Source organism: Agromyces solani, from assembly GCF_058349925.1.
Map to the genome: position 1 here is coordinate 1,363,848 of NZ_JBYRER010000001.1, position 20,448 is coordinate 1,384,295.

The following is a 20,448-nucleotide window of genomic DNA, read 5'->3' on the forward strand; positions in this document are numbered from 1 at the left end:
GCCTAGGCTGGAGGCATGGCAGAACGCGCTTCATGGTCGCTCGGCAACGCCCTGCGTGGCATCTTCGGGGCGAAGACGATCGACGAGGACACGTGGGACGACCTCGAGGCGGCGCTCATCACGGCCGACTTCGGCCCGGCCGTCACCGAGGAGATCGTCGACCGGATCAGGGCGCAGGTCGAGCGGTTCAAGACGACCGACCCGAAGGACGTGCAGCGCATGCTGCGCGAGCTCGTCGAGGAGCGGCTCGCGAAGTACGACCCGACGCTGAAGCTCACCGAGCGGCCCGCGGTCGTGCTCGTGGTCGGCGTCAACGGCGTCGGCAAGACGACCACCATCGGCAAGTTCGCGCGCTTCCTGCGCAGCTACGACCGCTCGGTCGTGGTCGGCGCGGCCGACACGTTCCGCGCGGCGGCGGTCGACCAGCTCGCGACGTGGGCCGACCGGGCCGGCGTCGGCATCGTGCGGCCGGAGCGCGAGGGGCAGGACCCGGCGTCGGTCGCGTTCCAGACGGTCGACAAGGCCAAGCAGGACGGCACCGAGATCGTGATCATCGACACGGCTGGACGGCTGCACACGAAGGGCGGGCTCATGGACGAGCTCGGGAAGATCAAGCGCGTCGTCGAGAAGCAGGCGCCGATCAGCGAGGTGCTGCTCGTGCTCGACGCGACCACCGGCCAGAACGGGCTCGCGCAGGCCGAGGCGTTCATCGAGCACGGGGGAGTGACCGGGCTCGTGCTCACGAAGCTCGACGGCTCGGCCAAGGGCGGCTTCGTGCTCGCCGTGCAGGAGAAGACCGGCCTGCCGATCAAGCTCATCGGGCAGGGCGAGGGCATCGGCGACCTCACCGGCTTCACGCCGCACGTGTTCGCCCAGAAGCTCGTCGGATAGCGCAGGACTCGGGAGGGGAGCCCCATGTCGATCGAACACGACTACTTCGGACTCGTCGGCGACTACTGGTCGGAGACGTTCGAGTACGCCGACCAGCGCGTCGAGGTCGTCCTCGACGCGGACGCCGAACTCGTGTCGATCGCCGCGCTCGACGTCGCGTCGGCGATGGTCGGCGAGCTCGAGCTCATCGACGACGAGCTGCGACAGGCGTTCGTGAGCCAGCTCGACACGAAGGGCTCGCCGATCGTGCGCTACCTCGACACGGTGCTCGACCCCGAGCTCGAGCAGGCCGACGACGTCGAGGCCGCGATCGGCCGGGAGTCGGGCGACCGCCAGGTCGACGCGCTCCGGTCGATGAGCCTCGTGCGGGTCGACCTGCGGCCCGACGCCGACGAGCCGGGCGATGCGTTCGCCGAGTTCGAATACGCCCTCGCGCCCGAGGACACCGACGAACGCCTCATCGCCGCGATCGACCTCGAGCGCGAGATCGTCGACGTGCGATTCGAGGGCTGAACGCGTCGTCGTCGGGGCGGCATCGACCCGCGCAGCGGGGAGGCATCCGGACTCGCCTAGAATCGAAGGCACCATGGCTACCTTCGGAAACCTGTCTGACCGCCTCGCCGAGACCTTCAAGAACCTCCGCACCAAGGGCAAGCTCTCCGCGTCCGACGTCGACGGCACCGTCCGCGAGATCCGTCGCGCGCTGCTCGACGCCGACGTCTCGCTCGACGTGGTCAAGCAGTTCACCGCGCACGTGCGCGAGCGCGCCCTGAGCGATGAGGTCAACAAGGCGCTGAACCCGGCGCAGCAGGTCGTGCAGATCGTCAACGAAGAGCTCGTCGCGATCCTCGGCGGGCAGCAGCGCCGCCTGCAGTTCGCGAAGAACCCGCCGACGGTGATCATGCTCGCGGGCCTCCAGGGCGCCGGCAAGACGACCCTCGCGGGCAAGCTCGCGAAGCACCTCGCGAAAGACGGGCACACGCCGCTGCTCGTGGCGAGCGACCTGCAGCGCCCGAACGCCGTGAACCAGCTCCAGGTGGTCGGTTCGCAGGCCGGCGTGCCGGTGTACGCGCCCGAGCCGGGCAACGGCGTCGGCGACCCGGTGAAGGTCGCGAAGGACGGCGTGGCCGAGGCGCGTCGCGCCCAGCACGACGTCGTCATCATCGACACCGCGGGCCGCCTCGGCGTCGACGCCGAGATGATGAAGCAGGCGTCGAACATCCGCAAGGCGACCGACCCCGACGAGGTGCTCTTCGTCATCGACGCGATGATCGGTCAGGACGCGGTCGCCACGGCGAAGGCCTTCCAGGAGGGCGTGGACTTCACGGGCGTCGTGCTCTCCAAGCTCGACGGCGACGCGCGCGGCGGCGCAGCGCTCTCGGTCGCCTCGGTGACCGGCCGCCCGATCATCTTCGCGTCGACCGGCGAGGGCCTCGACGACTTCGAGCCGTTCCACCCCGACCGCATGGCGAGCCGCATCCTCGACCTCGGCGACATCCTCACGCTCATCGAGCAGGCCCAGCAGGCCTTCGACGAAGAGGAGGCGCTCAAGGTCGCCGAGAAGCTCGCGAAGGAGCAGTTCACCCTCGACGACTTCCTCGCGCAGATGCAGCAGCTGCGCGGCGCCGGCTCGATCAAGAAGATGCTGGGCATGCTGCCCGGCGCGGGCGGCATGAAGCAGCAGCTCGAGAACTTCGACGAGCGCGAGATCGTGCGCACCGAGGCGATCATCCAGTCGATGACCCCGGCCGAGCGCAAGAACACGAAGCTCCTGAACGGCTCGCGGCGCCTGCGCATCGCGAAGGGCTCGGGCATGACCGTCACCGACGTGAACCAGCTCGTGCAGCGCTTCGAGCAGGCCGCGAAGATGATGAAGACCGTCGCCCGCGGCGGCGTGCCGCAGATCCCCGGCATGGGTCCGATCCCGGGCGCCGGCGGCTACGGCGGCGGCAAGCGCCAGGCGGCCAAGAACAAGAAGAAGTCGGGCGGTTCGCGCTCGGGCAACCCCGCCAAGCGCGCGGCCGAGAACGCGGCGATCGCCTCGGGCGTCACGCCCGCGGGCCAGGGCGGCGCGCCGACGGGTTCGGGCTTCGGGCTCGGCGGCGGTGCGGCCAAGGGCCAGCCGAGCGAGCAGGACCTGGCCGCGATGCAGAAGCTCCTCGGCGGCCGGTAGCCGTCGAGCGGCGCTCGTCGCGGCCGACGGCCGCGCGCGGCCGCGCCGTGCAGCCGGTCAGTCGCCGTCCATGCCCTCGCGCAGTTCCTGCGCGAGGTGGGCGACGACGGCACGCAGGTCGCCGCCGGATGCCTCGGCGACATGCACCTGACGCTGGGCACTCGCTCCGGCCGCGACCATGTGGCCGACCTCGGCGAGCTCGGCCGAGCAGCCGAGGCGCTCGGCGACGGGTGCCAGCACCTCGACGAGGTCGAGCAGGTCCGCCGAGACGGGCCGCTCCGAGCCCGAGGCATCCGTGATGACGACGGCCTCGAGGCCGTAGCGGGCGGCGCGCCACTTGTTCTCGCGCGTGTACCAGGGCTGCAGCACCTCGAGCGGCTCGCCGTGATCGAGGCGGGTCGACATCCATTCGACGAGGCACTGGACGAGCGCGCCGATCGCGCCGAGCTCGCGCGCGGTCGAGACGCCGTCGCAGACGCGCACCTCGATCGTGCCCCACCGCGGCGACGGGCGGATGTCCCAGCGGACCTCGCTGTGGTCCTCGATGACGCCCGTGCGCTGCAGGTCGTCGACGAACCGCTCGTACGCGGCCCAGTCGTCGAGCCGGTACGGCAGGCCGGCGGTCGGCAGCTGCTGGAACATGAGCGCCCGATTCGACGCGTAGCCGGTCTCGACGCCGGCCCAGTACGGGCTCGAGGCACTGAGCGCCTGCAGGTGCGGCAGGTAGGTCAGCAGGCCGTCGAGGATCGGCAGCGCCTTGTCGCGGTCCTCGACGCCGACGTGCACGTGCACGCCCCAGATCATCATGTTGCGGCCCCACCAGCGGGTGCGCTCGATGAGCTTGTGGTACCGGGGCTTGTCGGTGAGGTGCTGGTCGTACCACTGGCTGTACGGGTGCGATCCGGCGCAGATGAGGTCGTAGTCGCCGAGTTCCTCCACGACGGCGCGCACCTCGGCGAGCTGGTGCTCGAGGTCCGCGACCGCCGCGGCGACCGTCGCGTGGACGCTCGAGACGAGTTCGACGGTGTTGGTGAGCAGCTCGGAGGTGATGAACGGGTGCCGCCCGCCGGGGCTGATCGCGTCGAGCATCGCGAGCACCCGGTCGCCGACCGAGGCGAGCTCGCCCGTGGCGCGGTCGACGATCGCGATCTCCCACTCGAGGCCGACGGTCGATCGCGGGGACCGGGCGAACTCGATCGACATGGGCGGCCCTTCTCGGGCGGGTCGCCGGACCCGTCCCGTGCGGCAATCATGACACGAGCCGGTGCGCCGACGGCGGGTGCGACGCCGCGTGACGCGATGGTCGCTCGGTCGCGAATCCGCGCCGCGAGGACCCAGTTGGCATACGATGTGCCACATGATGTATCACGCGAGCGGTGGACGATGACTCCCGAGCCCATTCGCCTGCTCGAGGTGCAGAGCCTCCGGGAGCAGGTCGAGCGTACCCTGTCGTCGCGCATCGTCGCGGGCGAGTTCGCGCCCGGCACGGTGCTCACCGTGCCGACCCTCGCGAACGAGTTCGGCGTGAGCGCCACGCCCGTGCGCGAGGCGATGCTGAACCTCGCGCGCCGCGGGTTCCTGAGCCCCATCCGCAACCGCGGGTTCCGGGTGACCGAGGTTTCGCAGGACGAGCTCCGGGAGCTCCGCGAGGTGCGCGTGCTGCTCGAGGCGCCACCCATGCGGGGCCTCGCCGGCAAGCTGCCCGGCGAGACGGTCGAGCGGCTCGAGGGCCTCGCCGACGAGATCGTGCGGGCCGGGCGCGAGGGCCGCTTCGAGGACTACCTCGAGGCCGACACGACGTTCCACCTCACCCTGCTCGAGCTGACGGGCAACCGGCATCTCGTGCGGCTCGTGCGCGAGCTGCGCCAGCAGACTCGGCTCGTCGGCCTCGTGCACCTGGCGGAGACCGACGCGCTCGCGGCGTCGTCGCTCGAGCACGCCGAGCTCGTGCGGCTGCTCGTCGCGGGCGACGGCGAGGCCGCCGAGCAGCTCATGCGACGCCACATCGGGCACGTCGCCGGGCTCTGGAGCGGCCGCGACGAGTAGCGCGTCCCTCGCGGCCGGCCGTGCCAGCGGCGGGATGCCCCGGCGTCGCCGTCGTCGGCTGCCGTGTCGGTTCCGCGGGGCGATTTGCAGGACGGCCGATCATGAGTAATATGTCACGTACCGCTCGGCGGCGTGGCACCAAGCGACGCGAGCCCGAGGTCATGCAAAGACGCAGACGAGGAGAGTCCCCATGTTCCACGCTCCACGGCGCCGCACGCGCCTCCTGCAGTTCGCCGCCGCGGCGAGCCTCGTGATCGCCACCGCCGGCTGCTCCGGCGGCCTCGGCGGCGGAGGCGACGACGGAGGCTCCGACGACGGCCCGATCAAGCTGGGCATGCTCGCCCCGTTCTCGGGCAGCGAGTCGGCGTTCGGCGACTACATGCAGAACGGCGCGCAGCTGGCCGTGAACGAGATCAACGCCGACGGCGGTGTCCTCGGCCGCGACCTCGAGCTCGTCGTCGAAGACGACGCCTGCGACGCCACCACGGCGGTCGCCGGCGCCAACAAGCTCGTGACCGAGGGCATCACCGCCTCGGTCGGCGGCTACTGCTCGGGTGCGACGCTCCCGACGATGCCGATCTTCGACGAGGCCGGCATCCCCATGGTCATCCCCGCCGCGAACTCGAACGAGCTCGTCGAGCAGGGCCTGCCGGGCGTCTTCCTCATCAACGGCACCGGCACGCAGCAGGCGGCGGCGGCCGTCGCGTACTCCGAGAAGATCGGCGCCCAGTCCGTCGCCGCGATCGACGACGCGACCGCCTACTCCGCCGACCTCGCGGCATCCTTCGTCGAGCAGTCGACCGACGCCGGACTCGACGTCGCCTTCGAGGCGACCATCACCCCGGGCGAGAACGACTACTCGGCCGTCGCGACCCAGCTCGCCGACGAGCAGCCCGACCTCGTCTACTGGACCGGCTACTACCAGGAGGGCGGTCTCATCGCCCGCCAGGCGAAGGACGCGGGCTACGACGGCGTCTTCCTCGTCGGCGACGGTTCGGTCGACGCCAAGCTCGCCGAGATCGCGGGCGAGGGCTACACCGAGGGCATCGTCGGCACGTTCACCCAGACGCCCGACATGATCGAGGGCGCCGACCAGTGGATCGCCGACTACACCGAGCTCGCCGGCGCCGCCCCGGGCCCGTACTCCACGCAGTCGTACGACGCCGTGCGCGTCATCGCGCAGGCGATGGAGGACGCCGGGTCGACCGACTTCGACGAGGTCGTCGCGGGCCTCGAGGGCCTCGAGGACTTCGACACGTTCGCCGGGCCGCTGACGTTCACCGACGACCACACCCTCTCGGGCGGCGGCTTCGTCATCGTCGCGATCGACCCGGCCACGGGCGCCTTCGTGCTCGAGGACGACCTGCAGGGTTGAGTCACCGGGGCGGGGGCGTACGCCCCCGCCCCGCCTCGAACCCCCAGGCCCCGGCGGAAAGGACACCGCTGTCGTGATGCAACTCATCTGGAACGGGCTCATCGTCGGCTCGTTCTACGCCCTCGTCGCGCTCGGCTACAGCATGGTCTACGGGATCATCAAGCTGCTGAACTTCGCGCACGGCGACATCTACATGCTCGGCGCCTTCGTCGGGTTCTTCACCCTCTCGGCCTTCGGCATCTCGAACGAGACCTCGATCCCGCTGCTGCTCGTCATCATGCTGCTCTCGATGGTGACCACCGGCCTCATCGGCGTCGGCATCGAACGGATCGCGTACCGTCCGCTGCGGAACAGTCCGCGGCTCGCGGTGCTCATCACCGCGATCGGCGTCTCGTTCACGCTCGAGTACGGCGTGCGCCAGCTGTTCGGCCCGAATCCCGAGGCGTTCCCCATCCGGCTCGCCTCGACCGGGTTCGACGTGCTCGGCATGCGCATCACCGCCTCGCAGCTCGTGCTCGTGGTCATCGCCGCCGTGCTCATGCTCGTGCTCGCGCACATCGTCGAGCGCACGAGCCAGGGTCGTGCGATGCGCGCGATCGCCCTCGACCCGCAGGGCGCCCAGCTCATGGGCGTGAACGTCAACCGGGTCATCGCGACGGTCTTCTTCATCGGTTCCGCCCTCGCGGGCGCCGCCGGTGTCATGGCCGGCGCGTACTACGGCTCGATCGACTTCCTGATGGGCTTCATCATCGGGCTCAAGGCGTTCACGGCCGCGGTCATCGGCGGCATCGGCAACCTCTACGGCGCCATGCTCGGGGGCCTCCTGCTCGGCCTCCTCGAGTCGTTCGGCGCCGCATGGTTCGGCGGCGAGTGGCGCGACGTGTTCTCGTTCGCGTTCCTCATCCTGTTCCTGACCTTCAAACCCACCGGGCTCCTCGGCGCCCGCGTCGTCGAGAGGATGTGACATGGCCGGCAGACTCGACCTGGCGCTCAAGCACGCGCCGCTGCGCGCGCCCTCGCCGCTCTTCGACCGCCCGCGCGCGCCGCGCGGCGTGTTCACGTCGCAGACCGGCTTCCTCCGGATGCTCGGCGGCCTCGCCGTGCTCCTGCTCCTCGTACTGCCCTTCGTCGACGCCTCGCGGTACACGATGTCGATCGCGACGAGCGCCCTCATCTACGTCATGCTCTGCATGGGGCTCAACGTCGTCGTCGGCTTCGCGGGACTGCTCGACCTCGGCTACATCGCGTTCTTCGCGGTCGGCGCCTACGTCTCGGGCATCTTCACGACGGTGCTCGGCTTCCCGATGTGGCTCGCGCTCATCGCGACGGTCTGCGCCTGCGTGCTCGCCGGCATCATCATCGGCGCACCGACGCTGCGGCTCCGCAGCGACTACCTCGCGATCGTCACGCTCGGGTTCGGCGAGATCATCCGCATCACGGCGAACAACCTCGAGATCACGGGCGGCCCGAGCGGCATCCACGGCATCCCGTCGTGGGAGTTCGGCGGGTGGAGCTTCGACGACGGCTTCTCCATCGGCGGCATCGAGTTCCCGGGCTACGTGGTCTTCTACTACTTCGTGGCGCTCGTGGTCGTCGTGGTCGGCGTGATCGGCGCGGGCCGGCTCGGCAAGGGCAAGCTCGGCCGCGCCTGGAAGGCCGTGCGCGACGACGAGGACGCCGCGGAGGCGATGGGCATCAACACCTACGTCGCGAAGATCTCGGCCTACATCATCGGCGCCGTGTGGGCCGGCATGGCCGGCCAGCTCATGGCGACGCACCTGTCGGCGATCAGCCCGAACAGCTTCCAGTTCCTCTACTCGGCCCTCATCCTCATGGCGGTCGTGCTCGGCGGCATGGGCTCGACGCCCGGTGTCATCATCGGCGCGCTGTTCGTCTCGCTCGCCCCCGAGCTCCTCCGCGACTTCGCCGAATGGCGCTACCTCATCTTCGGCATCCTGCTCGTCGTCGTCATGCTGTTCCGCCCGGCGGGCCTCTGGCCGGCGACCGCGGTACTGCCGTGGTTGAAGCGCCAGAAGCCGCAGCCGCCGCCCTTCACCTCGGCGGTGTCGGCGGTCGACTCCGGCGAACCCATCGTTCCGCCGAGCGTGATGGAGTCGGTAGACGGCCTGCCCGCGACCGACGCCGAGGAGGGGAGGCAGCCGTGAGCGCGCTCCTGGAGGTCCGCGACCTGCGCCTGCAGTTCGGCGGCGTGAAGGCGGTCGACGGCCTGAGCTTCGAGGTCCGGTCCGGCGAGATCCTCGCCGTCATCGGGCCGAACGGCGCCGGCAAGACGAGTGCGTTCAACTGCATCTCGGCGTTCTACCTGCCGACGTCGGGGTCGGTCGAGTTCGACGGCAACCGCATCGTTCGCGAGGTCCCGGCGTTCTGGCGCCGGATCGGGCTCGGCCACCTGCTGCAGAGCTTCGGCTTCTACCGGGTGCTGCCTTCGCGGGTCACGAAGTGGGGGATGGCGCGCACGTTCCAGAACCTGCGGCTCTTCCGCGAGCTCAGCGTGCTCGACAACGTGAAGACCGCGATGCACGCGAACCTGCGCGAGGGCTTCTGGTCGACGCTCCTGCACACGCCCGGCTACCGCCGGGCCGAAGAGGCCTGCGCCCGGGAGGCGCGCGGCTGGCTCGACTTCGTCGGCTTCGCTGAGGACGAGAACCTCTACGTCACGCAGCTGCCCTACGGGGAGCAGCGCCGCGTCGAGATCGCCCGGGCGCTCGCCACGAGCCCCAAGCTGCTGCTGCTCGACGAGCCCGCCGCGGGCCTCAACTTCAACGAGAAGCAATCGCTCATGGAGCTCATCCGCAAGATCCGCGACATGGGCGTGGCGGTCGTGCTCATCGAGCACGACATGGGGCTCGTCATGGAGCTCGCCGAGCGCATCGTCGTGCTGAACTACGGCAAGGAGATCGCCGACGGCACCCCCGAGGAGATCAAGAACGACCCCGTCGTCATCGAGGCGTATCTCGGCGTCGACGAGGAGGAAGGCGGCGCGCAGAGCGCCGTCGAGGCGGACGGAGGCCGATCGTGAGCGTGCTCGAGGTGAACGAGGCCGACGTCTACTACGGCCGGGTGCACGCCCTGCGCGGACTCAGCTTCTCGGTCGACGAGGGCGAGATCGTGTGCCTCCTCGGCAACAACGGCGCCGGCAAGTCGACGACGATGAACATGCTCTCGGGCCTCGTGCGGCCGAAGTCGGGAACGGTCCGCTGGAACGACCTCGACCTCACCACCGAGAAGCCGTGGAACATCGTTTCGGCCGGGCTGCTCCACGTGCCCGAGGGCCGGCGCATCTTCTCGACGATGACGGTGCACGAGAACCTGCTGCTCGGCGGGTACACCGTGCGCGACAAGCGGCAGATCGCGAGCCGGCTCGACGACGTGTACGAGCTCATGCCGCGCCTGGCCGAACGGCGCAAGCAGCAGGGCGGCACGCTCTCGGGCGGCGAACAGCAGATGGTGGCGATCGGTCGCGCGCTGATCGGCGGACCGAAGCTGCTGCTGCTCGATGAACCGTCGATGGGGCTCGCGCCGCTCATCGTGAAGCAGGTGATGGAGATCGTCCAGCAGGTGAACGCGCAGGGCACGACCGTGCTCCTCGTCGAGCAGAATGCGAGGGCGGCCCTCAAGATCGCCCATCGCGCGTACGTCGTCGAGACCGGCGCCGTCACCCTGTCGGGGCCGGCAGCCGAGCTCGCGGCCGATCCGCGCGTCGTCGAGGCCTACCTCGGCGCCTGAGCGAGGGCTCGGCGGAGGACCAGTGGAAGGAGTGGCGCCGTGCGCGTCATCGTGATCGGCGCCGGTGCGATCGGTGCGGCCAGTGCGCTCGCGCTCGCCGAGGCGGGCGCAGAGGTCGTCGTCATCGATCGGGCCGGCGTCGCCGGCGAGACCTCGAGCCGGTGCGAGGGCAACATCCTCGTCTCGGACAAGGGGCCCGGCGCCGAGGCGGAGCTCGCGATCGTCGCGAACCGCGCCTGGCGCTCGCTCGCGGAGCGGCTCGACGCCGACCGGGCTCCCGGCCAGCCCGCGACGGAGTTCGAGGCGAAGGGCGGGGTCGTCGTCGCCTTCGCGGGCGGCGAGCGGGCCCTCGAGGACTTCGCCGCGTCGCAGCGCGGCATCGGCATCAGGGCCTCCGAGGTGGATGCCTCGGCGCTGCGCTCGCTCGAACCCCACCTGTCGCCGGACGTCTGCCGAGGCATCCACTACCCCGACGACGCCCAGGTGCAGCCGAGCCTCGCGACGCAGGCGATGCTCGCCCGGGCCGTGCGCCTCGGCGCGACGCTCCGGGTGACCGAGGTCACGGGCGCCCGGCGCCGCGGCGAGCGGTTGGTCGGCGTCGAGACGCGGGAGGGGCCGATCGAGGGCGATGCCGTCGTCAACTGCGCGGGACCGTGGGCGGGCGAGGTCGCGGAGCTCCTCGGCGCGCGGCTCGCCATCCGGCCGCGACGCGGCGTGATCCTCGTGACGGTGCCGATGCCCCAGCGGGTGTTCCACAAGGTCTACGACGCCGACTACGTGGGCGCCGTGGGCTCCGGCGACGCCGCCCTGCAGACCTCGACGGTCGTCGAGTCGACCCCGGCCGGCACCGTGCTCATCGGCTCGAGCCGGGAGCGGGTCGGCTTCTCGTCGGAGAACACGCTGCCGGCGCTCGCCGAGATCGCCGCGAAGGCCGCCCGTCTCTTCCCGTTCCTCGCCGACACCATGCTGCTGCGCAGCTATCACGGGTTCCGCCCGTACGCGCCCGACCACCTGCCGGCGATCGGGGCCGACGGCGAGGTCGCGGGGCTCTTCCACGCCGCCGGGCACGAGGGCGCCGGCATCGGGCTCGCGCCGACCACGGGCGAGCTCGTCGCCCATGCGGTGCTCGGTGCGCCGGCACCGATCGACCCGACGCCGTTCCTGCCCACGAGGCCCGCGCTCCGGGAGGATGCCGCATGACGATCCGCATCACCTTCGAGGGCGAGGAACTCGCCGGCCGCGACGGCCAGACGATCGCCGGCGTGCTCCTCGCCGCGGGCCGCCGCAGCTGGCGCACCGCCGACGGTGCCGAGCGCGGCGTGTTCTGCGGTATCGGCATCTGCCAGGACTGCGTCGTGACCGTGAACGGCACGGAGAGCGTGCGCGCGTGCCAGCGGACCGCCTGCGACGGCGACCTCGTCGAACGGGAGGCGCGATGAAGCGGCGGGTCGTCGTCCTCGGGGCGGGGCCGGCGGGACTCGCGGCCGCGCAGGCCGCACTCGCCCACGGCGCCGACGTCGTCGTGATCGACGAGGGCGAGCGGGTCGGCGGGCAGTTCTGGCGGCACCACGACACGCTCACCGACCGCCGCCTGCAGCACCAGTGGAGCCGATTCGAGCGGCTGCGCGGCGCGCTCGACCGCGCGACCGTGCACACGTCGACGAGCGTGTGGCGGGTCGACACCGAGCACGGCCTGCGCGTGCACGCACTGCAGGGACCGGCCGATGCGGCCGCTCGCACGGCGCTCACGATCGAGGCCGACGCCCTGGTGATCGCGACGGGTGCGCACGACCGGGCCCTGCCCGTGCCCGGGTGGACGCTGCCCGGCGTCACGACGGCCGGTGCCGCCCAGGCGCTCGCGAAGCGCGACGGGGTCGCACTGGGGCGCCGCACGGTCGTCGCGGGGGCCGGCCCGTTCCTGCTGCCGGTCGCCGCGAGCATCGCGCGCGTCGGCGGCGAGGTCGTCGAGGTCGTGGAGGCGGTCGGGAAGCGCGGCATCGCCCGGGGGTGGGGGCGCGCGCCGTGGCAGCTGGCCGGCGTCGCCGGCAAGGCCGGGGAGCTCGGCGAGTACGCCGTCTCGCTCGCCCGGCACCGCACGCCGTACCGGCTCGGCCAGGCGGTCACCCGCATCCACGGCGAGACCGTGGTCGACGGGGTGACCATCCAGCGCATCGACGCACGATGGCGGCCGATCGCGGGCACCGAGCGGCACGTCGAGTGCGACGCCGTCGCACTCGGACACGGGTTCACGCCCCGCCTCGAGGCGGCGATCCAGGCGGGCTGCCGGATCAGTGCCGCCAGGTTCGTCGAGGTCGACGACCGGCAGGCCACGAGCGTGGCGGGCGTCTTCGCCGCCGGGGAGGTGACCGGCATCGCGGGTGCCGACGCGGCCCTGGCCGAGGGCGCGGTCGCGGGCTCCGCCGCCGCCGGGGGAGACCCGGCCGACCCGCGCCTGCGCGGACCGCTCGCAGCCCGTCGCCGCATGCACGCGTTCGCGGCGCGTCTCGCGACCCATGACATCGCACCCGGCTGGACGGCCTGGCTGGACGCCGAGACGATCATGTGCCGCTGCGAGTCGGTCACGGTCGCCCGGCTGCGCGACGCCGCGGATGCGGCGGGCTCGAGCCGCGGCATCCGCCTCGCGACGCGCGCCGGTCTCGGCGCCTGCCAGGGCCGCACCTGCGGCCGCAGTGTGGAGGCCGTGCTCGGGCGCCCGCTCGACCTCGACCGCCGGCCCGTCCTGTCGTCGGTGCGCATCGGCGAGCTCGCCGCGTGCGCCGGCGATCGCGCGTCCGACCACGAAGCGGCCGGCGCCGCCGACTGAGTCCCGGGACGGGCCGGCGGAGCACTGGAGCAGGTTGTAGTGTGTGATATATTACACAGCACGGTACGGGACGACGGCGTCGCGTGCCTCCCGATCGTCGGCGGCGAGTCCGCCCGCAACAGCACAACACCACCGTCGCCCTCCGCGACGACAACGATCAGAATGGAATGCAAATGACCACGCAGAACATGGACCTGGGCGGTGTCGTCGTCGCCACCACCCTCGCCTTCACGGCCGACGACTCCGCGCCCGCCGGGCTCGCCGTCGACTACGACAAGTTCGGCGAGCACGTCGACTTCCTGATGTCGAACGGCTGCCGCGGCGTCGGCCCGAACGGCTCGCTCGGCGAGTACTCGTCGCTCACCGACGAGGAGCGCCGCAAGGTGATCCAGGTCGCCGTCGAGGCCGTCGACGGCCGCGGCATCGTCATCGCGGGCGTCCACGGCGTCGGCAGCCACCAGGCGCGCCAGTGGGCCGAGTACGCGAAGGAGGACGGCGCCGACGGCGTGCTGCTCCTGCCGCCCACGATCTACCGCGCCAACGAGGGCGAGGTCATCGCGCACTACCAGGAGGTCGCGAAGGTCGGCCTGCCGATCATGGCGTACAACAACCCGTTCGACACCAAGGTCGACCTCGTGCCTTCGCTCGTCGCGAAGCTCGCCGAGATCCCCGAGGTCGTCGCGATCAAGGAGTTCTCGGGCGACGTCCGCCGGGTGTACGAGATCAAGGAACTGTGCGACATCGACATCATCGCCGGCGCCGACGACGTGCTCTTCGAGCTCATGGTGAACGGCGCCGTCGGCTGGTTCGCCGGCTACCCGAACGCGTTCCCGCGCGAGGCCGTCGAGCTCTACAACCTCTGCGCCGGGGGCGAGTGGCACGAGGCGAAGGCGCTCTACGAGCAGCTCGTCGCCGTCTTCCGCTGGGACTCGCGCACCGAGTTCGTGCAGGCGATCAAGCTCTCGATGGACATCTGCGGCAACTCGTACGGCGGCCCGACGCGCCCGCCGCGCGGCCCGCTCTCGCCCGAGCAGCACGCGCAGGTCACGGCCGACACCGAGCGAGCCCTCGCCGCCCTCGCGGCACGCCGGGCGGCGGTCGCCTGATGCGAGCGCGCCGGGTCCTGTCGGCCGTCGACTCCCACACCGAGGGCATGCCGACCCGTGTCGTCACGGGCGGCGTCGGCCGGATCCCCGGCGCGACCATGAACGACCGCCGCCTCTACGCGATGGAGCACCTCGACGGGCTGCGGGGCCTGCTCATGAACGAGCCCCGCGGCCACGCGTCGATGTCGGGCGCGCTGCTGCAGCCGCCCGCGCGCGACGACGCCGACTGGGGGGTCGTCTTCATCGAGGCATCCGGGTTCCTGCCCATGTGCGGGCACGGCACCATCGGCGTCGCGACCGTGCTCGTCGAGACGGGCATGGTCGAGGTGACGGAGCCCGTCACCGAGATCCGGCTCGACGTGCCCGCGGGGCTCGTGATCGCGCGCGTCGCGGTCGAGAACGGCCGGGCGAAGCACGTCACGATCGAGAACGTGCCGAGCTTCGTCGACCGGCTGGATGCCTCGATCGAGGTGCCCGGCTACGGCGAGGTGCCGTACTCGGTCGCCTTCGGCGGCAACTTCTACGCCCTCGTCGAGCTCGACGCGGTCGGCCTGCCCTTCGACCGTGCCCGCAAGGACGACATCCTGCGGGCGGGGCTGGCGATCATGGACGCGATCAACACGCAGGCGCCGCCGCAGCACCCCGTGATCGCGGGTGCGAACCACGTGCATCACGTCGAGTTCATCGCGCCCGGTTCCGATGCCGTGCGCTCGCGGCACGCGATGGCGATCCATCCCGGCTGGTTCGACCGGTCGCCGTGCGGCACCGGCACGAGCGCCCGTATGGCCGAGCTGCACGCCCGCGGCGAGCTCGCGCTCGAGACCGACTTCGTGAACGAGTCGTTCATCGGCACCGAGTTCACGGGGCGCCTCATCCGCGAGACCGAGGTCGGCGGCGTGCCCGCGGTCGTGCCGACCATCACCGGCCGGGCCTGGGTGACCGGCCTCGGCCAGTACTTCCTCGACGAGGACGACCCGTTCCCCGAGGGCTTCGTCTTCTGACGACATCCGCATCGACCAGTTGGAGCCATCCATGACCACCGAGATCGACGCCGTCGCCGCGCGCGCCGCGAGCGCGGCGCGCCCCTTCGCCGAGACCGAGCCGCGCGCCCGCGCGGCCGCCCTCGTGGCCGTCGCCGACGCGCTCGACGCGGCCGGCCCCGAGCTCATCGCGATCGCGATGCGCGAGACCGGCCTCACCGAGGCGCGGCTGACCGGCGAGGTCCGCCGCACGACGAACCAGTTGCGCCTCTTCGCCGAGGTGATCGTCGACGGCGACTACCTCGACGCCCGCATCGACGACGCCGACCCGGCGTACGTGATCGGCCCGCGCCCCGACGTGCGGCGCGTGCTCGAGCCGGTCGGGCCGGTGCTGAACTTCGCGGCGTCGAACTTCCCGTTCGCGTTCTCGGTCGCCGGCGGCGACTCGGCCGCGGCGCTCGCCGCGGGCTGCCCGCTCATCGTGAAGGCGCACTCGGGGCACCCGGAGCTGTCGCGCCGCACGGGTGAGATCGTCGGCGGTGCCCTCGCGGCCGCGGGCATGCCCGACGGCGTCTTCCAGGTCGTCGCGGGCCAGCAGGCCGGCGTCGAGCTGCTGAAGGACGAGCGCATCCGCGCCGGCGCGTTCACCGGCTCGACCCACGTGGGCCGCCTGCTCGCCGACATCGCGGCGTCACGGCCCCGCCCGATCCCGTTCTTCGGGGAGCTCGGCAGCGTGAACCCCGTCTATGCGACCCCCGGCGCGGTCGCCGGCGACCCCGAACTGCTGCAGGGCTTCCTGACCTCGGTCTCGGGGTCGGCGGGGCAGCTCTGCACGAAGCCCGGCTTCCTCTTCGTGCCCCGAGGTGCCGAGCTCGGCCCGGTGGGCGGCGCGGCCGCCTCGGTCGCCGAGCACCGGCTGCTGAACCCCGGCATCGGCCGCGCCTTCGAGGAACGCCGCGGGGCGGTGCTCGGTGCGCCCGGCGTGACGGTGCTCGCGGAGGGCGCCGTGCGGGTCGACGACGCCGACCAGCGCTTCGCGACGCCGACGGTCGTCGAGGTCGACCTCGCGACGCTGCGCGAGCACCGCGACGAACTCCTCGAGGAGTCGTTCGGCCCGCTCTCGATCATCGTGCGGTACGACGACGCGGCCGAGCTGCCCGAGGTCCAACGCGAGCTGTTCCCCGGAAACCTCACGTCGACGCTGCACGCGAGCGACGCCGAGCTCGAGGGCGGCGGGCTCGCCGACCTCGTCGACGCCCTCGCCGAGACGAGCGGTCGTGTGCTCTTCGGCGGGTGGCCGACGGGCGTCTCGGTCACGAGCGCGATGCAGCACGGAGGACCGTACCCGGCGACGACGACCGACGCCACGAGCGTCGGAACGGCGGCGATCACGCGGTTCCTTCGCGGTGTCGCTTACCAGAACGCGCCGCAGGCGCTGCTGCCCGCACCGCTCCGCGACGACAACCCGTGGGGCGTGCCGCAGCGCCGCAGCGCCGCGGGCGCCTCGGCCGGGTGGGGGAGCCTCACCGGCGCGCACTGACGCACGAGCGCCGCCGCACCCCACCGATTCAGGAAATAGGCCTCTGTTCAGGACGATCTTGGCGATACGATCCTGAGCAGCGGCCTGTTTCCTGAAAGGGTGCCGGGGCGAGGCCGACGCTCAGCGCAGGCTGAAGCCCTCGGCGAGCGGGTCGGCGGGGTCGAGCTCGAACTCGCAGCGGCCGACGCGGTAGGCGTGACCGGTGACTTCGGGGATCACGCCGTCGCCGGTGCGCGCCGCGATGCGTGCGAGGAATCGCGTGCCGATGATCGAGTCGTGCGTGAGCGTATCGCCGTCGGCGAGCTCGCCGGTGTCCGCCAGGAACGCGACCCGCGACGCGGTGCCCGACCCGCACGGGCTGCGGTCGACCTCGCCGTCGGCGAAGACCGTGACGTTGCGCTGCCACGGGCCGGCGTCGGTGCGGCCGAGGTCGTCGACGAGGATCGTGCCGTAGACGCCCGAGAGCCGGTCGTCGTCGAGCTGCGCCGCGGGATGGTCGTTCAGCGCCCACTTGATCTCGCGGCCGAGGCGGATGAGCTCTGTCGTGTGCGCGGGGGTCACCTCGAGGCCGAGGGCGGCGGCGGGCAGCGTCGCGTAGACCGCGCCGCCGAACACGAGGTCGACGAGCGCCTCGCCGCGGCTCGTCGTGAGGGGGATGCCGCGGGCGAGCACCCGCGATGCGACGTTGCGGAAGACGACGCCCGTGGTCGCCCCTCCCGATCGCTGAACGCGCGCCTCGACCCGCCCGCTCGGCACGTCGATCACGACGACCGCCTCGCCGTCGTCGGGGGCGTCGACCCGACCGGTCGCCACGGCCCAGGCGCCGAGCGCCATCGTGCCGTGCCCGCACGCGGTCGAGAATCCGTCCTTGTGCCAGAACAGCACCCCGAAGTCGGCGCCGTCGTCGTCGGGCGGGGTGATGAACCCGCCGTACATGTCGTCGTGGCCGCGCGGCTCGAGGCAGAGGAAGCGGCGCACCCGGTCGGGTTCGCCCGTCATCGCGTGCACGCGCCGTTCGGCGACGGTCGAGCCCTCGGTCGCGACGCCCTCGACGATGCGGAACGGTTCGCCCGCCGTGTGCCAGTCCTCGGTGATCCAGCGCATCACGCGCCTCCGTCCTCGTCGTCGATCGCGGCCTGGGCGACCGCGAGATCCTGCCAGCCCATGCCGCACGTCTTCACGATCCGGGGCCGGTCGTGCGCGACGGCGACGGCGCCCGTCGCGATGCGCGCCATCGGCACGACGTCGCCGGGGGAGAGGTGCCCCTCGTCGAACGCCATGATGACGTCGCCGGCCTCGGTGCGGGCGACCCGGTCGGTCTCGACGATCACCTGGGAGCGACCGAGGAGGGCGCCGGGCAGTTCGCGCGCGTCGCGCTCGTGGGAGCCGACCGCGACGATCGAGGTGCGGTCGCGCACGAGGTCGGCGTCGAAGAGCGGCGTGCGTGCCGTCGTCGCGCAGACGACGAGGTCGGCGTCGGCGACGTCGGCGGCCTCGCCCACGGCGACGTCGAGTCCGGATGCCTCGCACTCGGCCACCGCTCGCAGCGCCCTCGCCCGATCGCGGCCGACGAAGCGCACGCGCTCGATCGGGCGGATCGCGCGCATCGCCTCGACGTGGCGGACCCCCTGCGGGCCCGTGCCGAAGACGACGAGGCTCGTGGCGTCGGGCTCGGCCACGAAATCGAGCATGGCGGCCGACATCGCCGGGGTGCGCAGGCTCGTGAGCTCGGTGCCGTCGAGGAGGGCGACAGGGGTGAGCGTCTCGGCGTCGAGCACGACGTAGATCGCCTGGATGCGCTCGAGCCCGCGGGCGGGGTTCGCGGGCGCGACCGTCGCGAGCTTCTGCCCGGCGTACCGGCCGAGGTCGGCGGGCATGAGCAGCAGCTGGCCGTGGCGGACGTCGACGATCGAGCGCGGCGGGTCGTCGTCGGGGTCGAAGCCGTCGCGGAGCGCGTCCTGGAGGGCGCGGATGGCGCGGGGCATGTCGATGCGCGCGCGGAGCGCGGCGGCGTCGAGCACCCGCATGGCGGCGATGACATCGGACATGCGCCGAGTCTACTATGTGATGCGTAATGCATCACAAAAGGATGAACGCGCGAGGAAGCGCGGAAGGAGCGAACATGCACGCCCACGAAGGCGCGGCCACGATCATCGCCACCGATCCCGAGGCGGACACCTCCGCGATCACCGAGCCGGCGCCGGCGCGGTCGATGCCGCAGCCGGCCGAACCCGACCCCAGGATGCCGCGGCTCGCCGCCTCGCCCGGCTTCCGCGACATGATGCTCGAGGGCTGGGGCGAGGCCGACCGTACGCCCGTCGTGCCCGCCGGTGCACCCGAGGCGGCCGCCCGCCACCGCGACCGGCTCTCGGCCGCGTTCCCCGGCGAGGTGCTCGCGATCGCGGCCGGCCGCGCGCCCATGCGCGTCAATGACAACGCCCACGAGTTCCGGGCCGACAGCGACTTCCTCTGGCTCGCGGGCGCCGCGGTCGAGGACGCCGTGCTCGTGCTCGAGCCGACCGGTGGCGGCCACGACGCGACCCTGTACCTGCCCGCGCCCTTCCGCCCCGGGGACGAGGGCTTCTTCGCCGACGCGCTGCGCGGTGAGCTCTGGGTCGGCCCGATGCCGGGCCTCGCCGAGTGGGCCGACGCGCTCGGCGTGCGCACCCGGCGCATCGAGGAGCTCGAGCTGCCGGGTGCCGCCCTCCTCGCCGGCACCGTGCCGACGGCCGGCCCCGCGGCTGGGATCGCCGGGCGTCCCCGGGCGGGTGAGCTCGCCCGCGTGCTCGCCGAGCTCCGCATGATCAAGGACGGATGGGAGCTCGCCGAGCTGCGGGCCGCGGTCGACACCACCGTCGACGGCTTCGCGGCGACGGCCCTCGAGATCCCGCAGGCCGTGCGAGCCGGCGGGGAGCGCTGGCTCCAGGGCACCTTCGACCGGCACGCCCGGACATTCGGCGCGGGTGTCGGCTACGCCTCGATCGTCGGTTCGGGGGCGCACGCGCCGATCCTGCACTGGGTGCGCGCCGAGGGCGCGGTCGACCCCGAGGCGCTGCTGCTGCTCGACCTCGGCGTCGAGCGCCGCAGCGGCTACACCGCCGACGTCACCCGCACGGTGCCCGCATCGGGCACGTTCTCGGCGGCGCAGCGCGAGGTGCACGACCTCGTCGAGGCCTCGCATCGGGCCGGCCTCGCGGCGGTCGGACCGGGCCGCGACTGGGCGGACTTCCACACCGCGTGCATGGAGGTGCTCGCGCGGGGACTCTCCGACTGGGGCCTGCTGCCCGTGTCGGTCGACGAGGCCCTCTCGCCCGAGGGGCAGCAGCACCGCCGCTACATCGTGTGCGGCGTCGGTCACCACCTCGGCATCGACGTGCACGACTGCTCCTCCGCGAGCCACGCCGCCTACCAGGGGGCGAAGATGCGGCCGGGCATGGCGCTCACGGTCGAGCCCGGCCTCTACTTCCACGCCTTCGACGAGACGCTGCCGCCCGAGCTGCGCGGCGTGGGCGTGCGCCTCGAGGACGACGTCGTCGTCACCGAAACCGGCAGCGACGTGCTCTCGAAGGGGCTGCCGATCGACGCCGCGGGCGTCGAGGCGTGGATGGCCGGGCTCCGCTGACGGACCTCGCCGGCGTCGGCGCCCGGTCGGCGCCGGTTCGCGGCATCCGCCCGGATCTGGCAGAATAGGGGGTTGGACCGCCGCCCGACCCTCTATCAGGCCGTGGTCCGACCATTCGAGCTTCCGCCGGGTGTGCACCCCACG

19 protein-coding genes are annotated in these 20,448 nt (G+C 72.2%); 16 read left to right on the forward strand and 3 right to left on the reverse strand.

Annotation, left to right across the window (positions count from 1 at the left end):
• Positions 1–15 precede the first annotated feature (15 nt).
• The 3 genes from ftsY to ffh all read left to right on the forward strand — a co-directional run bounded on the left by ftsY (position 16) and on the right by ffh (position 3,064).
• On the forward strand, positions 16–891 hold the full coding sequence (gene ftsY / locus AC3RJ7_RS06240) for a signal recognition particle-docking protein FtsY (protein WP_491454941.1): 876 nt from the start codon (positions 16–18) through the stop codon (positions 889–891).
• A 24-nt stretch (positions 892–915) separates the two neighbouring features.
• Positions 916–1,404, forward strand: coding sequence for a DUF2004 domain-containing protein (locus AC3RJ7_RS06245; protein WP_491454942.1), 489 nt, complete (start codon positions 916–918; stop codon positions 1,402–1,404).
• A 73-nt stretch (positions 1,405–1,477) separates the two neighbouring features.
• The gene (gene ffh / locus AC3RJ7_RS06250) at positions 1,478–3,064 is read left to right on the forward strand and encodes a signal recognition particle protein (RefSeq protein ID WP_491454943.1); all 1,587 of its coding nucleotides are present in this window, start codon (positions 1,478–1,480) and stop codon (positions 3,062–3,064) included.
• Positions 3,065–3,121: 57 nt separating this feature from the next.
• Here the strand turns inward: ffh and AC3RJ7_RS06255 are convergent, their stop codons facing one another.
• Positions 3,122–4,267: a glutamate--cysteine ligase gene (locus AC3RJ7_RS06255; protein WP_491454944.1), complete on the reverse strand. Its 1,146-nt coding sequence runs from the start codon at positions 4,265–4,267 to the stop codon at positions 3,122–3,124.
• Between the two features lie 180 nt (positions 4,268–4,447).
• On the opposite strand from AC3RJ7_RS06255, the gene AC3RJ7_RS06260 reads away from it, so the two are divergent.
• From AC3RJ7_RS06260 to AC3RJ7_RS06315, 12 genes are all read left to right on the forward strand, one after another.
• On the forward strand, positions 4,448–5,110 hold the full coding sequence (locus AC3RJ7_RS06260; protein ID WP_491454945.1) for a GntR family transcriptional regulator: 663 nt from the start codon (positions 4,448–4,450) through the stop codon (positions 5,108–5,110).
• A gap of 190 nt (positions 5,111–5,300) precedes the next feature.
• A complete protein-coding gene (locus tag AC3RJ7_RS06265) occupies positions 5,301–6,485 on the forward strand; it encodes a branched-chain amino acid ABC transporter substrate-binding protein (protein WP_491454946.1) in 1,185 nt (394 codons plus the stop codon).
• Positions 6,486–6,561: 76 nt separating this feature from the next.
• A complete protein-coding gene (locus AC3RJ7_RS06270; RefSeq protein ID WP_231432314.1) occupies positions 6,562–7,449 on the forward strand; it encodes a branched-chain amino acid ABC transporter permease in 888 nt (295 codons plus the stop codon).
• 1 nt (position 7,450) lies between these two features.
• The gene (locus AC3RJ7_RS06275; protein WP_491454947.1) at positions 7,451–8,650 is read left to right on the forward strand and encodes a branched-chain amino acid ABC transporter permease; all 1,200 of its coding nucleotides are present in this window, start codon (positions 7,451–7,453) and stop codon (positions 8,648–8,650) included.
• The gene (locus AC3RJ7_RS06280) at positions 8,647–9,525 is read left to right on the forward strand and encodes an ABC transporter ATP-binding protein (RefSeq protein WP_491454948.1); all 879 of its coding nucleotides are present in this window, start codon (positions 8,647–8,649) and stop codon (positions 9,523–9,525) included. Before AC3RJ7_RS06275 ends, AC3RJ7_RS06280 begins: the two co-directional genes overlap by 4 nt.
• Positions 9,522–10,232 carry an ABC transporter ATP-binding protein gene (locus tag AC3RJ7_RS06285; RefSeq protein WP_491454949.1) on the forward strand — a complete coding sequence of 237 codons (711 nt, stop codon included), beginning with the start codon at positions 9,522–9,524 and terminating at the stop codon, positions 10,230–10,232. Before AC3RJ7_RS06280 ends, AC3RJ7_RS06285 begins: the two co-directional genes overlap by 4 nt.
• Positions 10,233–10,271: 39 nt before the next feature.
• Positions 10,272–11,432 carry an NAD(P)/FAD-dependent oxidoreductase gene (locus AC3RJ7_RS06290; protein ID WP_491454950.1) on the forward strand — a complete coding sequence of 387 codons (1,161 nt, stop codon included), beginning with the start codon at positions 10,272–10,274 and terminating at the stop codon, positions 11,430–11,432.
• A complete protein-coding gene (locus tag AC3RJ7_RS06295) occupies positions 11,429–11,671 on the forward strand; it encodes a (2Fe-2S)-binding protein (RefSeq protein ID WP_491454951.1) in 243 nt (80 codons plus the stop codon). The genes AC3RJ7_RS06290 and AC3RJ7_RS06295 overlap by 4 nt, the downstream gene beginning before the upstream one ends.
• Complete coding sequence (locus AC3RJ7_RS06300; protein ID WP_491454952.1) at positions 11,668–13,056, forward strand: FAD-dependent oxidoreductase; 1,389 nt, start codon at positions 11,668–11,670, stop codon at positions 13,054–13,056. Before AC3RJ7_RS06295 ends, AC3RJ7_RS06300 begins: the two co-directional genes overlap by 4 nt.
• A gap of 173 nt (positions 13,057–13,229) precedes the next feature.
• Complete coding sequence (locus AC3RJ7_RS06305) at positions 13,230–14,162, forward strand: dihydrodipicolinate synthase family protein (protein WP_491454953.1); 933 nt, start codon at positions 13,230–13,232, stop codon at positions 14,160–14,162.
• Positions 14,162–15,163 carry a proline racemase family protein gene (locus tag AC3RJ7_RS06310; protein WP_491454954.1) on the forward strand — a complete coding sequence of 334 codons (1,002 nt, stop codon included), beginning with the start codon at positions 14,162–14,164 and terminating at the stop codon, positions 15,161–15,163. The genes AC3RJ7_RS06305 and AC3RJ7_RS06310 overlap by 1 nt, the downstream gene beginning before the upstream one ends.
• 10 nt (positions 15,164–15,173) lie before the next feature.
• On the forward strand, positions 15,174–16,682 hold the full coding sequence (locus AC3RJ7_RS06315) for an aldehyde dehydrogenase (NADP(+)) (RefSeq protein WP_491455240.1): 1,509 nt from the start codon (positions 15,174–15,176) through the stop codon (positions 16,680–16,682).
• 120 nt (positions 16,683–16,802) lie between these two features.
• Here the strand turns inward: AC3RJ7_RS06315 and AC3RJ7_RS06320 are convergent, their stop codons facing one another.
• On the reverse strand, positions 16,803–17,786 hold the full coding sequence (locus AC3RJ7_RS06320) for a proline racemase family protein (protein ID WP_491454955.1): 984 nt from the start codon (positions 17,784–17,786) through the stop codon (positions 16,803–16,805).
• Entirely contained in the window at positions 17,786–18,730 is a 945-nt protein-coding gene (locus tag AC3RJ7_RS06325; protein ID WP_491454956.1) for an ornithine cyclodeaminase family protein, read from the reverse strand. Before AC3RJ7_RS06325 ends, AC3RJ7_RS06320 begins: the two co-directional genes overlap by 1 nt.
• 74 nt (positions 18,731–18,804) lie before the next feature.
• Between AC3RJ7_RS06325 and AC3RJ7_RS06330 the strand changes: the two genes are divergently transcribed.
• A complete protein-coding gene (locus tag AC3RJ7_RS06330; protein ID WP_491454957.1) occupies positions 18,805–20,304 on the forward strand; it encodes an aminopeptidase P family protein in 1,500 nt (499 codons plus the stop codon).
• The last annotated feature ends 144 nt before the right edge of the window (positions 20,305–20,448 follow it).